Annotated in this window: 13 protein-coding genes, 1 tRNA gene and 1 other RNA gene; 4 read left to right on the forward strand and 11 right to left on the reverse strand. The window is 74.2% G+C overall.

Annotated elements, in window-relative coordinates; all coding sequences use genetic code 11:
- Window positions 1-50 precede the first annotated feature (50 nt).
- Window positions 51-626, reverse strand: a complete 576-nt coding sequence (locus V2J63_RS03725) for a DUF4190 domain-containing protein (protein ID WP_331229622.1) — start codon at window positions 624-626, stop codon at window positions 51-53.
- A gap of 138 nt (window positions 627-764) precedes the next feature.
- Between V2J63_RS03725 and V2J63_RS03730 the strand changes: the two genes are divergently transcribed.
- Entirely contained in the window at window positions 765-2,081 is a 1,317-nt protein-coding gene (locus V2J63_RS03730) for a uracil-xanthine permease family protein (protein WP_331229623.1), read from the forward strand.
- A 106-nt stretch (window positions 2,082-2,187) separates the two neighbouring features.
- Here the strand turns inward: V2J63_RS03730 and V2J63_RS03735 are convergent, their stop codons facing one another.
- Together V2J63_RS03735 and V2J63_RS03740 are read right to left on the reverse strand one after the other, a co-directional pair.
- On the reverse strand, window positions 2,188-2,835 hold the full coding sequence (locus V2J63_RS03735) for a LytR C-terminal domain-containing protein (protein WP_331229624.1): 648 nt from the start codon (window positions 2,833-2,835) through the stop codon (window positions 2,188-2,190).
- Between the two features lie 49 nt (window positions 2,836-2,884).
- On the reverse strand, window positions 2,885-3,208 hold the full coding sequence (locus tag V2J63_RS03740) for a type II toxin-antitoxin system VapB family antitoxin (RefSeq protein ID WP_331229625.1): 324 nt from the start codon (window positions 3,206-3,208) through the stop codon (window positions 2,885-2,887).
- Between the two features lie 139 nt (window positions 3,209-3,347).
- Here V2J63_RS03740 and V2J63_RS03745 point away from each other — a divergent pair, with 139 nt between their 5' ends.
- Window positions 3,348-4,442, forward strand: coding sequence for a YihY/virulence factor BrkB family protein (locus V2J63_RS03745; protein ID WP_331229626.1), 1,095 nt, complete (start codon window positions 3,348-3,350; stop codon window positions 4,440-4,442).
- Window positions 4,443-4,520: 78 nt separating this feature from the next.
- Here V2J63_RS03745 and V2J63_RS03750 read toward each other — a convergent pair whose 3' ends face one another.
- From V2J63_RS03750 to V2J63_RS03785, 8 genes are all read right to left on the reverse strand, one after another.
- Window positions 4,521-5,144, reverse strand: coding sequence for a cysteine hydrolase family protein (locus tag V2J63_RS03750; protein WP_331229627.1), 624 nt, complete (start codon window positions 5,142-5,144; stop codon window positions 4,521-4,523).
- Between the two features lie 29 nt (window positions 5,145-5,173).
- Window positions 5,174-6,094: an ABC transporter substrate-binding protein gene (locus tag V2J63_RS03755; protein ID WP_331229628.1), complete on the reverse strand. Its 921-nt coding sequence runs from the start codon at window positions 6,092-6,094 to the stop codon at window positions 5,174-5,176.
- The gene (locus tag V2J63_RS03760) at window positions 6,091-6,798 is read right to left on the reverse strand and encodes an ABC transporter permease subunit (protein WP_331229629.1); all 708 of its coding nucleotides are present in this window, start codon (window positions 6,796-6,798) and stop codon (window positions 6,091-6,093) included. The genes V2J63_RS03755 and V2J63_RS03760 overlap by 4 nt, the downstream gene beginning before the upstream one ends.
- Entirely contained in the window at window positions 6,795-7,463 is a 669-nt protein-coding gene (locus tag V2J63_RS03765) for an ABC transporter permease (protein WP_331229630.1), read from the reverse strand. The genes V2J63_RS03760 and V2J63_RS03765 overlap by 4 nt, the downstream gene beginning before the upstream one ends.
- Window positions 7,460-8,272, reverse strand: coding sequence for an ABC transporter ATP-binding protein (locus V2J63_RS03770; protein ID WP_331229631.1), 813 nt, complete (start codon window positions 8,270-8,272; stop codon window positions 7,460-7,462). The genes V2J63_RS03765 and V2J63_RS03770 overlap by 4 nt, the downstream gene beginning before the upstream one ends.
- 31 nt (window positions 8,273-8,303) lie before the next feature.
- Window positions 8,304-9,284 (reverse strand): alcohol dehydrogenase catalytic domain-containing protein, encoded by a 981-nt coding sequence (locus V2J63_RS03775; protein WP_331229632.1) that lies wholly within the window; start codon window positions 9,282-9,284, stop codon window positions 8,304-8,306.
- A complete protein-coding gene (locus V2J63_RS03780) occupies window positions 9,281-9,709 on the reverse strand; it encodes a MarR family winged helix-turn-helix transcriptional regulator (RefSeq protein ID WP_331229633.1) in 429 nt (142 codons plus the stop codon). The genes V2J63_RS03775 and V2J63_RS03780 overlap by 4 nt, the downstream gene beginning before the upstream one ends.
- A 250-nt stretch (window positions 9,710-9,959) precedes the next feature.
- A tRNA-Ser gene (locus tag V2J63_RS03785) sits at window positions 9,960-10,044 on the reverse strand.
- Between the two features lie 83 nt (window positions 10,045-10,127).
- Here V2J63_RS03785 and ffs point away from each other — a divergent pair.
- Together ffs and V2J63_RS03795 are read left to right on the forward strand one after the other, a co-directional pair.
- An RNA gene (ffs, locus tag V2J63_RS03790) (signal recognition particle sRNA small type) lies at window positions 10,128-10,224 on the forward strand.
- Between the two features lie 62 nt (window positions 10,225-10,286).
- Window positions 10,287-13,160 carry a DNA polymerase III subunit gamma and tau gene (locus tag V2J63_RS03795; protein ID WP_331229634.1) on the forward strand — a complete coding sequence of 958 codons (2,874 nt, stop codon included), beginning with the start codon at window positions 10,287-10,289 and terminating at the stop codon, window positions 13,158-13,160.
- Window positions 13,161-13,165: the final 5 nt, after the last annotated feature.

Below are 13,165 nucleotides of genomic sequence, written 5' to 3' on the forward strand. Positions count from 1 at the left end.
CGGCGGGGGCGTCAGTCCATCCTGCGGCCCGCAGTCCGGGGCCGCATCCCTCAGGAGAACGTCCGCAGCGCCAGGTAGAGGAGCAGGACCGAGACCCAGATGGCCAGGCCCGCGTAGCCGAGCACGAGCCCGGCGACCGCGAGGCCGCGCCCGCCGGAGTAGGACGTCCGGAGCCGGTGGAGGCCGCCGTGGCCGAGCACGATGGCGACGAGGCACACCCCGGGCACGACGATGCCGAGGATCCCGAGGACCATGGCGCCGACGGCGAACCCGTCGTTGCGCAGCCCGGCGCTCGTGTAGCCGGGGCCGGCGAAGACGCGGTCCCGCTCCTTGGCGTCCGCGGCGAAGGGGGAAGGGGGGTCGTCGGCGGCGGGATGCGGTGCCGGCGTGGCCACGTCCGGCGCGGCCGGTGCCTGCCCGTACGGTGACGGCGCCCGGCCGTAGGGCTGAGCCGCGTCCGAGGCGGCAGGGGCCGGGCCGTAGCCCGGGGCGGGGAGAGGCTCACGTCCGGTGCCGGTGCCGGTGCCGCCGGACGGTGCCGGGACCCGCCCAGGGGCGGACCAGGGCGCCTGGGCACCCGACGGTGCCCCGGCAGGGTTGCCGTCCCGCCCGCGGTCGTCGCTCATCGGAGACCTCCCGTGCTCGTCGGCCAACGATCTCACGCCCGGTCCCACAGGACGGCGGTGCCGCCGGCACGGGCGGGGACGGTACTACCCTTCGCGAGGTCCCGCCCGGGGCCGCACGGACGACGCGGGAGGTTCGCCATGGCGGGCATGTGGACGGTTCACGGTGACGGGAGGCGCGTCGCACCGGACGCGGTCGTCGCCCCCGGCGAGCGGCTCAGCTGGCCGCGGACGATCGGGATCGGGGCGCAGCACGTCGTCGCCATGTTCGGGGCGACGTTCCTCGTCCCGCTCATCACCGGTTTCCCGCCGTCGACGACGCTGTTCTTCTCCGCGATCGGCACGGCGCTCTTCCTCCTCATCACCCGCGGCCGGCTCCCCAGCTACCTCGGCTCGAGCTTCGCGTTCATCGCACCCATCGGGGCGGCGACCGCGTCGAGCGGGATGTCCGCGGCCCTCGGCGGCGTCCTCGTCACCGGCGTGCTCCTCGCGATCGTCGGTCTCGTCGTCCACGTCGCGGGGGCGCGCTGGATCGACGTCGTCATGCCGCCCGCCGTGACGGGCACGATCGTGGCGCTCATCGGCTTCAACCTCGCGCCCGAGGCGTGGAACAACGTCTCCGTGGCACCCGTCACCGCCGTGGCGACGATCGCCGCCATCGTCCTCGTCACCGTGCTCTTCCGCGGGATCCTCGGGCGCCTGGCGATCCTCGTCGGCGTCCTCGTCGGTTACGCCGTCGCGGTGCTGCGCTCCGAGGTCGACTTCACGGCCATCGACGACGCCGCGTGGTTCGGGCTGCCCTCCTTCACGACCCCGACGTTCGAGCCCGCCCTCCTCGGCCTGTTCGTGCCGGTCGTCCTCGTCCTCGTCGCCGAGAACATCGGGCACGTGAAGTCGGTCGCCGCGATGACCGGGGAGAACCTCGACGACGTCACCGGCAGGGCCCTGTTCGCCGACGGCCTGGCGACGACCCTCGCCGGCGCGGGCGGTGGCTCCGGGACGACGACGTACGCCGAGAACATCGGGGTCATGGCGGCGACGCGCGTCTACTCCACGGCCGCGTACGGCGTCGCCGCGACCGTCGCGCTGCTCCTCAGCCTCTCGCCGAAGTTCGGCGAGGTCATCAACACCATCCCCGACGGCGTCCTCGGCGGCGCCGCGACCGTGCTCTACGGGATGATCGGCGTCCTCGGTGCCCGGATCTGGGTGCAGAACAAGGTCGACTTCTCCGACCCGGTCAACCTCACGACGGCGGCGATCGCGCTCGTCGTCGGCATCGCGAACTACACGTGGAGCGTCGGCCAGCTCCAGTTCGGCGGTATCGCCCTCGGTACCGCCTCCGCCCTCGGCGTCTACCACCTCATGCGCGCGGTGGCGCGCTGGCGGGGCACGGAGACGGAGCCGGCGAGCCCGGCGTCCGTGCCGGGCGGCGGCGAGGCGCGCACGCCCCGGGCGTAGCGCGTAGCTCGTGACGCGGGGTGGGGCCGTCCGGGCTCCCGCCCCGCTGCGTCGCCGGCCCTGTGGCGCGGACCCGGGTGCGGGCGCGGGTGCAGGAGGACTCGGCTCAGCCCTCGGCGGGCTGCTCGACCTCGCCGCCCTCGCCGGCCGTGGGGGCGTCCACCGGGGTGCACCCGGCGGGCGCCTCGAGCGGCATCGTCGGGTCGACGGCTGCCGTCTCGGGCGTGAGGACCGACTCGAAGGCGTCACCGAGGACGACGTCGACGGTCTGGTCCGTGCGGTCGCTCTCGAGGGCGACGACGGCGTCGGGGATGAGGGCGGCCACGGTGTACGCCGAGGTGATGCCGATCGGGCCGGTGACGATCTGCGCGGTCCCGGAGTAGCGGCCGCCGGGGTTGTTGGCCTCGCTCGAGATGACGACGCCGAACTGGGAGAGCTGGCTCGCCGTCGTGGCGGCGAGACCGCCGCGCGTCGTGCCGTTGTAGACGTTCGCGGTGATCTCACCGAAGGGGACCGGGAGCGCGTCCGGCGGCGGGCACGGGGAGAACGCCTGGGCCTCCTCGGTGGGCGCCGGGGTGCTGAAGGGGCGCGCGACCGGTGAGGGCAGGACGCCGCTCCACATCGCGCCGGCGACGAGCGCGACCGCGAGGAGCATCGTGATGAGGAGGCCGAAGATCACGGTCTGGCGCTGCTGGAGCCGGCGTCGGCGCTCGGCGCGTCGGCGCGCGGCGTCGGCCGCTGATGCTTGCGTCACAGGGGAACGGTAGCCGCTCGGGCCCACGTTCTCGGAAACGGTCCGCGCCTCAGCGTCCCAGGAGGGGCCGGCCCTCGAGGTCGAGCTCGAGGACGCGGGCGTGCAGGAGCAGGCGCTGCTGGAGCGCCGCCCGGAGCGCGCGGTGCAGCCCGTCCTCGAGGTAGAGCGTGCCGCGCCACGAGATGACGTGGGCGAAGAGGTCCCCGTAGAACGTCGAGTCCTCCGAGAGGAGGCTGTGCAGGTCGAGCTCGCGCTTCGTGGTGACGAGCTCGTCGAGGCGCACCTGGCGGGGCGGCACGACCGCCCAGTCCCGTGCGGTGCGCAGCCCGTGGTCCGGGTACGGACGGCCGTCGCCCACGCCCTTGAAGATCATCCCGCGATCCTACGGGGAGGTCCGGACGTCGGCCGAGGGTCGGCGCCGGTCAGCGAGCGACAACGGCTCGGTGCACGCCGGACGCCGGTGAGACCCCGGACAGGTGGTGGTGCTCCGGCGGCCGGAGCACACTCGGGGCATGGCACGCACGGAGGCGACGCCGCGAGCCGCGCCGTCCCGACCGGCCGGTCCCGCCGAGGGCGGGGACGGGCGGGACTCACGCGCGCCGACGGTGGGGCGCCGCCCCTCCCGGCGGTTCATGGCGGGCAAGGCGCTGCGCGAGTTCTTCGCCCACGAGTGCTGGGACCGGGCCGCGAGCCTGACGTTCTTCGGGGTCCTGTCCATCCCTCCGGTCGCCGTCGCGCTCGTCTCCGTCCTCACCCTCATCGGCCAGGGCGAGACGAGCACCCAGGCCGTCCTCGACATCCTGCGCCAGCTCACTCCCGACGACGAGGCGCTCGCCTCGGTGACCGAGCCGGTTCTCGCCGTCCTCAACCAGCCCTCCGCCGGCATCACGCTCGTCGTCGGGATCCTCACCGGGCTGTGGCTGGCGTCGGGCTACGTCGGGGCGTTCGGCCGCGCGCTCAACCGCATCTACGGCGTCGACGAGGGCCGGCCCCTGTGGCGCCTGCTCATCTGGCACCTGGTCACCACCGTCATGCTCGTCGCCTTCGGCTCGCTCGTCGCGCTCATGCTCGTCGTCTCCGGGCCGGTGACCCACGCGATCGGTGATGTCCTCGACCTCGGTGACGCCGTCGTGCTCGCCTGGGAGGTCGCGCGCTGGCCGGTGCTCCTCGCCGCGGCGATCCTCGTCGTCGCGGTCCTCTACTACGCGACACCGAACGTCCGGTACCCGCGCTTCCGCTGGATCTCGCCCGGAGCCGTCGTCGCCCTGGCGATCGCCGCGGCCGCCTCGTACGGCCTCAGCTTCTACGTGAGCGCGTTCGGGCGGTTCGACATCAGCTACGGCGCGGCGCTCGCGGGCATCGTCGTGTTCTTCCTGTGGCTGTGGATCATCAACATGTCGCTGCTCTACGGGGCCGAGCTCGACGTCCAGCTCGAGCGCGGCCGGCAGCTCGTGGCGGGGGTGGACGCGGACGAGGGCATCCGGATCGACGTGCGCGACTCCCGAGCGAGCGAGCGCGCGGCGCAGCGGCGGCGCGCGGACGCAGCGCGCTCCCGGAGCCTGCGCGCCTCGCACGGCTGGGCGGACGCGGAGCCCCTCGAGGAGTAGGCCCGAGAACCTCACCGGCCGGCCGGGGCGGCTCTGATGGTCGCTCCCGACCGGCCGAGAGGTCTGGTCCGAGCGGTCCTACCGGGACGCCGACCCGAGCGCGGCCGTGACCGCCGCGGTGTCCGTGATGGTGGCGATGTTCGTCAGCGCGTACCCGAGGGCTGCACGCTGCCAGTCCTCGTTGATGGACGAGGTGGCGTCGGAGACGATCGCGACCCGGTAGCCGAGGTCGGCGGCGTCGCGGACGGTGTGCTCGACGGCCATGTTCGTCCAGACGCCGACGACGACCACGTCGGTGACGCGGAGGTTGCGGAGCATGGCGTCGAGGCTGGTGCCGTGGAAGGCGCTCATCCGCATCCGGTCCAGCACGATCTCGTCCTCGCGGGGGTCGAGCCCGTCCACGATCGCGGCGCCCCAGGTACCGAGCTTGAGGGACTCGGGCCCGAGCATCCGAAAGATCGGCGCGTTGCTGCCGCCGACGTCCTGGCCGGGGTAGACGACGATCCGGTTGTGGAAGACGTGGGTGCCCGCAGCCCGGGCCGCGTCGAGCACGGTGCGGACGTTGCTGACCACGTTCTGGGAGGCGGCGTGGTCGGCGGCGCCGCTCGAGGCGAAAGCGCCGTCGGGGTGAAGGTTGTCGTTCTGCATGTCGACGACGAGAACCGCCGTCGTGGTCGTCGTGAGGTCGAACGTCGTGGTCATGGTGTCCTCGGTCTCGGGGGATGGGGTGATCAGGAGCTGAGCCCGGGGTGCTCGGCCAGCCAGTCCGCGGCGATCTGCGCCGCGGGGAGCTGCTCGTCAACACTGCGGGCGTTGAGGGCGACGAGCTCCTCGGCGGTCATGGCCGCGCTGACGGCGTCGATGACCTCGGCGGCTGCGTCGTCGACGTCGTCACTGGCCAGCGGGACGACGTGGGAGGCGAGGAAGAGGCCCGCCGTGTCCTCGAGCGAGACGAGGTCGTTCGTCCCGATGGAGGGGTCGGCCGTGTAGATGATGGCGAGCTGGATGTCCCCGTCCTGCAGGGCCTTGACGGTCAGCGGTCCACCGCCGTCCTCGATGGGGGTGAAGGAGACGTCCACGCCGTAGTTCTCCCGCAGGCCGCGCGGCCCGTTGGGGCGGTTCTCGCCCTCGGAGTTGCCGCCGAGGGTCAGCGGCACGGTGACCTTGGCCAGGTCGTCGATGGTGGTCAGGCCCCAGGTGTCGGCGAACTCGCGGGTGACGGTGTAGGAGTCCTGGTCGGTGGCGGGCGACTGGTCCAGCAGCCGGAGCCCGTCAGGGGCGACCTCGGCGAGCTCGGCGTAGACGTCGTCGGCGAGGCGGGCGGTGGTGTCCGGCCGCCAGTACTGCAAGAGGGGCCCGCTGTACTCGGGGAACAGGTCGATGCTGCCGGACTCCAGCTCGGGCACGTAGGCCTCGCGCTGGCCGATGCGGAACTGGCGGTCGACGGTGTAGTCGGCGGCCTCAAGCGCCTGGCCGTAGATCTCGGCGATGATCTCGTTGGAGTAGTAGTCCTGGGAGCCGATGACGATCGTCGACGACCCCCCGTCCGTGGGCTCGCCGGTGGTTTCGGCGAGCGGGTCGGCGTTCGAGCACGCGGTCAGGGTGATCGCCACGCCGGTCAGAGCGACGGCGAGGCGGGGGCGGAACGTCATGCGGTGTCCTTCGTTGTGGGGGTCCGTCGCAGACGACGGCTGGGTTCGGGACGAGTGCGCCGGGCCACAGCCCGTTGAGCTCCTGCGAGGGCGAGCTCGAGGAGGAGCGCGAGGGCGGTGACGAGCAGGGCTCCACCGAGCATCTGGGCGTAGTCGCCGGACTTCAGGCCGGCGAACAGGTAACGCCCCAAACCCAGGTCCGCGGTGTACGCAGCGAGGGTTGCCGTGGCGACGACCTGCAGCGTGGCGGCGCGCAGGCCGCCCACGACGACGGGTGCGGCCAGCGGCAGCTCGACCCGCGCCAGCACCTGGGCCTCGCTCATGCCGACGGCACGCGAGGCGTCGACGGTGAGGGCGTCGACGGCTTGGATGCCGGCGTAGCAGCCGGCCAGGACTGACGGCACGGCGAGCACGACGAGCGCCACGACCGGTGCGCGGACGCCGATGCCGAGCAGGAGTGCGAGCCCGGTCAGCAAGCCGAGCGTCGGGACGGCTCGGGCGGCGCCGACGACGGCGACGACGGCCACCTGGCCGCGGCGGGTGTGACCGACGGCGACACCGATGGGTATCGCCAGCCCGGCGGCCACGACGACCACGCCGACGGTGATGGCCAGATGCTCCGCGAGCCTGGCGGGGATCGAGCCGGTACCGGCCCACTGGGCCGGGTCGCCGAGCCACGCGAACGCATCGAGGAGGAGGCTCATCGGGCAAGCTCCACTGCCACCGGTGGCGTGGCGCTCTTGCGCGTCCACGGGGTCAACGCGCGACCGGTGAGGAGGCACACCCCGTCCAGCAGCAGGGCGACGGCCACGGTGACGACGATCCCCGTCGCGACCTCGGCGAGGATGCCTCGCTGGAACCCGTCGGTGAACAGAGTCCCCAGGCTCGGCACGCCGATGAGCGCACCGATCGTCGTGAGCCCCACCGTGCTGACCGTCACGACGCGGGCGCCGGCGACCAGCACGGGCACGGCCAACGGCAGGTCGACGCGCCACCACAGCGCCCATGTGGAGTGCCCGACAGCGGCGGCTGCCTGGCGGACCTCGGAGGAGACGGTGGAGAAGGCGTCGGCGGCGGTCCGTACGAGCAGCGCCGTCCCGTACACGGTCAGCGCCACGACGACGGTGGCCGCCGAGCGCAACGGGACTCCCAGCACGGCCGGGATGATGATGAGCAGCGGCAGGGCCGGGACGGCGTACAGCAGGGTCGCCGCGCCGAGCAGGACGCCTCCGGCGCGCGGGTGCCGGGCGGCGAGGTAGCCGATCGGAACCGCGAGCAGCACGCTCAGGACGATTGCCGGGACGCTGAGCAGCAGATGGGTGCCGGTCAGCTCCACCACCTGCGGCCAGGCGTGGGACAGCCAGGTCACGGCGCCAGCACCCCCACGGGCCGGCCCTCGCCGTCGATGACGACGGGGCGGCCGTCGACGTCCACCTGGCGAAGGTGCCGATCGGCGCGGTCGGCGCCGACGAAGCTGCGCACGAAGTCGTCTGCGGGCCGGGCGAGTATCTCGAGGGGCGTGCCCGCCTGGGCGATCCGCCCGCCCTCGCGCAGGACCACGACGTGGTCGGCGAGCCGGAACGCCTCGTCGATGTCGTGGGTGACGAGCACGATGGTCTTCCCCAGGTCCTGCTGCAGGCGGCGCATCTCGTCCTGCAGCTCGCGCCGCACGATCGGGTCAACGGCGCCGAAGGGCTCGTCCATGAGCAAGATGTTGGGGTCGGCGGCCAGGGCGCGAGCCACGCCCACGCGTTGCTGCTGGCCGCCGGAGAGCTGACTCGGGTAGCGGTCGGCCAGCGACACGTCCAACCCCACCCGTTCCAGCAGAGCCGCGGCTGCGTGCCGGGCGCGGCGCCGCGGAGTACCCGCCAGGACCGGCACCGTCGCGATGTTGTCCAGCACCGTGCGGTGCGGCAGCAGCCCGCCGGCCTGAAGTACGTACCCGATGGATCGCCGGAGTGTCACCCGGTCGACGGTGGCGACGTCGCGGCCGTCGACCGCGACCGTGCCGGAGGTCGGATCCACCATCCGGTTGACCATCCGCAGCAACGTCGTCTTCCCCGACCCCGACGACCCCACGAGCGCCACCGTCTGGTGTGACGGGACGGTGAGGCTGAACTCGCGGACGGCAACGGTCCCTTCCGGGTACGTCTTGTTGACGGAGTCGAAGGTGATCACGCGACACCTCCGTGAGGCGCCCGGTCGACGCTCACAGGACCACGACCGCCTTGCCGCCGACGGCGTTCGCCTCCAGGTCGCTGTGCGCCTGGACGATGTCGTCGAGCCGGTAGGTGCGCCCGACCGGGACGCGTGCGTGGCCCGCCGCGACAGAGTCGAGAAAGTCTTGGAGCACGGCCGGCGGCAGGTCGCCGGCCCCGCCGGAGTACGCGGTCAGGCGCACGCCGTTGGGCAGCCAGTCCATCGGGTAGAACTCGGGGACCGTCCACTGGTCCGAGAGCATCCCCGTGAAGCACACGGTGCCGCCGGACCGCACCGCGCGCAGCGAGTCGCGCAGGGTGTTCACCCCGACGAGCTCGACCGCGCCGTCCGCGCCGCCCGGGACGAGCTCGTGGACCCGGTCCGCGATCTGCCCGTCGTCGACCAGTGCGTGGTCCACGCCGAGGCGTTCCAGCAGGGGAACGTTGCTCGGCGACCGGGTGGTGGACAGGACGGTCATCCCGCGGAGCTTGCCGAGGACGGCCACGGCCATGCCGACGGCCGACGTGCCGCCGCGCACCAGCAGGGTGTCACCGGCGTTCGCCCGGACACCGACGGCGAGGGAGCCGTGCGCGGTCTGCAGCATCTCGGGAACGGCGCCCAGCACGTCCCACGGCAGGTCGCTGCGGAAGGCGATGACCTGACCCGCGGGCACGACGACGTACTCGGCGTAGCCGCCGTCGGACGTGCGGCCCATCCCGCCCATCATCGTCACCACCTGCGTGCCGACGGCGTACTCACCGCCCGGGGCGGCCTCCACGACGCCGGCCGCCTCGATGCCGGGGATGCGGGGGAAGGTGCCGAACGAGGCCTGGCCGCGCCGGAAGTGCAGCTCGGACCGGTTCAGGCCGAAGGCGCGGACCCGGATCAGCACGTGGCCGGGGCCCACGTCGGGCACCGGGACGTCACGGACCTGCAGGACCTCGGGGCCGCCGGGCGCGTCGATGACCACCGCGCGCATGCGCCCCGTCATGACGCCACCGCCGCGCCGTCGTGCAGCCGTCCGTCCAGGCGCGTGAGCGCGGCGGTCACCTGGGCGACGTCGCGGTCGTCGCCCAGGTGCTCGGCGAGGCCGTTGCTGACCACGTCGGTGCCGCGCTCGAGCGCGCGCCGGCCCTCGGTAGTGAGGTCGATGAGGGAGGAGCGACGGTCGTCCGGGTTCGCACGGCGCACGGCCAGGCCGTCACGCTCCAGCCGGTCCACGAGCTTGCTCGCCGCGCCGACGGTGATGCCCAGGTCCGCACGCAGCTCCTGCACCCGGCACGCACCGGCATGCCCGGCCACGACCCGCAGCGCCAGCACGGTGGCGAGCGACGGGCCGCCTGCGGCGCGGAGGCGGCCGTCGAGGTGGTTCCACAGGTGGGTCTCGTACCGAACCAAGGTGTCGAAGAAGTCCATGACACCGGCAACTGGACTCGCCGGAACTATATTCCCAGGAAACATCAGGTGTCGGCCCACCGCTCAGGGAGGGCGACACGGGCCCGGCAGGACGGCGGTGCCTACGCCGCTGGCCCCCGGCGAGCGGTGCCGCTGAGGTCTTCGGCGGAGGTAGCCATCGGAGACGACGGAGCACGGCGCCGAGCCCTCGACGCCCCGACGACGAAGGGCCCGGACCGGCACTGCTGCGGGTCACGGGCCCTTCGGGCGGCGGAGGATGGGGGATTCGAACCCCCGAGGGCGTTAACCCAACACGCTTTCCAAGCGTGCGCCATAGGCCACTAGGCGAATCCTCCTGGCCCGACCACGATACCCGAGCCGGGCCGAGGGTCCGAACCGCGGGCCGGTGGACTCGCTCACAGGGTCCGTTAGACTTGTCCGCGACCCCTCGTGCGGCGTCACCCTGCTGAACTCCCCCAGGGCCGGAAGGCAGCAAGGGCAGGTGGGCTCTGGCGGGTGCACGGGGGGTCCTTTCATGCCCGCACAGGACCCGGGCGCACCGGTGCGCCGTGTGGGTCCGGGCGCCTAGAGTCGTCGGGTGAGCACAGCCCTGTACCGCCGCTACCGCCCGGAGACCTTCGCGGACGTCATCGGTCAGGAGCACGTCACCGAGCCGCTCATGGCGGCCCTGCGCGGGGACCGCGTCACCCACGCCTACCTCTTCTCCGGGCCACGCGGGTGCGGCAAGACGACGTCGGCCCGCATCTTCGCGCGCTGCCTCAACTGCGCCGAGGGGCCGACGGACACCCCGTGCGGCGTGTGCGACAGCTGCGTCGACCTCGCGCGCGGCGGCGCCGGCTCGCTCGACGTCGTCGAGATGGACGCCGCCTCGCACGGAGGCGTCGACGACGCCCGCGACCTGCGCGAGCGGGCGGCCTTCGCGCCGGCGCGGGACCGCTTCAAGATCTTCATCATCGACGAGGCCCACATGGTCTCGAACCAGGGCTTCAACGCCCTCCTCAAGCTCGTCGAGGAGCCGCCGCGGCACGTGAAGTTCGTCTTCGCGACGACGGAGCCCGAGAAGGTCATCGGCACGATCCGCTCGCGGACCCACCACTACCCGTTCCGGCTCGTCCCGCCCGAGCGGCTCCAGGCTTACCTCGAGGAGCTGTGCACCGCCGAGGGCGTGCGCGTGGCCGGCGGCGTCCTGCCGCTCGTCGTCCGCGCGGGTGGCGGGTCCGTGCGTGACTCGCTCTCCGTCCTCGACCAGCTCATGGCCGGCGCGGAGGACGGCGAGGTCAGCTACGAGCGCGCCATCGCCCTCCTCGGCTACACCGACGCCACGCTGCTCGACGACGTCGTCGAGGCGATCGCCGCGCGCGACGGGGCGAGCGTCTTCCGCGTCGTCGACCGCGTCATCGAGTCCGGGCACGACCCGCGCCGCTTCGTCGAGGACCTCCTCGAGCGGCTCCGGGACCTCGTCGTCATCGCCGTCGCCGGGGAGCGTGCGGGCTCGGTGCTCCGCTCCGCGCCCCAGGACCAGCTCGAGCGGATGCGGATCCAGGCCCAGCACCTCGGCCCGGCCCAGCTCTCCCGCGCCGCCGACCTCGTCAACGACGCCCTCACCGAGATGGCGGGGGCGACGTCCCCGCGCCTCCAGCTCGAGCTCCTGTGCGCGCGCATCCTCCTGCCCGGGGCCGACGACGCCGCTCGCGGCCACGGCGCCCGCCTCGAGCGGATCGAGCGGCACCTCTCGAGCGTCGCCGCGGCGGGTCGCACGACCGCAGGCGGAAGTGGCGTTCCCGCGGGAACGCCGACCGGCGGTACGGCTCCGGCCGGCGCCAGCCAGGGTGTTCCGGCGGCTGCACGCGGAGCGGGTGCCAGCGCGCCCGGAGGTGCGGACGCTGGCCGCACGCCCGCGGCTCGCGTCGACGTTCCCGCGGGAACGTCCGCTGCCCCCGACGGCGGAGGCGCTCCGGTGACCCGCCCGGGCTCCGGTCCGTCGACCGCCCCCCGCGGAGACCTTCCCGTGGGAACGCCCGGCACCGGCCAGTCGGCGAGCGGCCCGGCTCGGAGCGGCGGCCCGGCCAGTGGTGGCCTCGCCGGCACGTCGGCCAGCGCGGGACCAGCACCGGCTCAATCTCGCGGGGACGTTCCCGCGGGAACGTCCGACGCCGGCCAGCCGGCGAGCGGCCCGGCTCCGAGCGGCGGCCCGGCTCCGACCGGGCCGGCCGGTGGCCCGGTGGGTGCCGCGCCGGGCCGGCCCGCACCGGCTCAGCCTCGCGGAGACGTTCCCGCGGGAACGTCCGACGCCCCGGCTGCGCGCGCGTCCGCCCCGGCCTCGAACGTGCCCGCCCGCGGCGAGGACATGGGCGACGGCGCCTCCGCGGGCACGGCGGACCGCGGTACGCGCGAGCCGTCCGTGGCACGTGAGACCCGCCCGGCCACGTCCGCGGCGCCCGACTCGCGCCCGGCTACGTCCACGGCCGCCCCTCAGCCCTCCCCGGCCGCTGCCCAGTCGCCCCCGGCCACGCCCGCTCCCGCGCCGGCCCCCGCCACCCCGGTGCCTGCCGCGCCGGCTCCTGCCGCGCCGCCGGTTCCTGCTGCGCCGCCGGTCGCGCCGGGCGTCGACGCCGACATGGTCCGGCGCCGCTGGCCCGAGGTCCTCGAGACCCTCGCCCGGCTGCGGCGCGGCACGTGGGCGCTCGTGTCCCAGGACGGCCACGTGGCCGAGATCGGGGGCGGCGTGCTGAGCCTCGCGTTCTCGACGGCGGGCCTCGCGCAGACCTTCCGCAACGGCAACCACGTCGAGCCGCTCCAGCGCGCGCTGGCGGAGACGCTCGGCGTCCAGGTCCGGATCGAGGCGGTGCTCAGCCAGGCCGCCGAGGGCCGACCCGCTCCCGGAGCGGCGCCGGGTGCCCCGGGCGGTCGCGCCGGTGGGCCGAACCCCGCGCCCGCTGACGGGCCCATGCCGGCCACGACGTGGGAACCGGCCGCGGAGCCCGAGTGGGCACCGCCGGACGAGCCCTTCGACGCCGGTCCCGAGCCCTTCGGTGCGCCGGCCGCCGCCGGTAGCCCTTCGAGTCGCCGCGGGAACGGTGGCAGCAGCCCAGGTACGAGCGACTCCGGCCCACGCCCCGAGGGCTCGCGCACGGATTCCCCGGCCGACGGCTCTGACCGGCCATCGGGCGCCACCTCGCGGTCCGGCACGGGGGCGGCTTCGCCCCGCCCGGGCACCCCGCGCGACGCGCGCGGACCCGGCGGCGCCGGCAGCTACGGGGATCGTCCGGGCGCGAGCCCGGGTGGCGCGCCGGCGCAGGGGGCGCGACGCACCGCCGCCAAGGACGACCACCCGAGCATGGACGACCCGGACGCCGAGGACTCCGGCCTCGTGGGCGCCCCGCTCGTGGCCCGGCTCCTTGGCGGGACGGTCATCGACGAGCAGGACGACCGCTCGCCCGGCGCGCCGTAGGCTGA

The sequence above is a fragment of the Georgenia wangjunii genome (assembly GCF_036421975.1).
Lineage (GTDB): Bacteria > Actinomycetota > Actinomycetes > Actinomycetales > Actinomycetaceae > Georgenia_A > Georgenia_A wangjunii.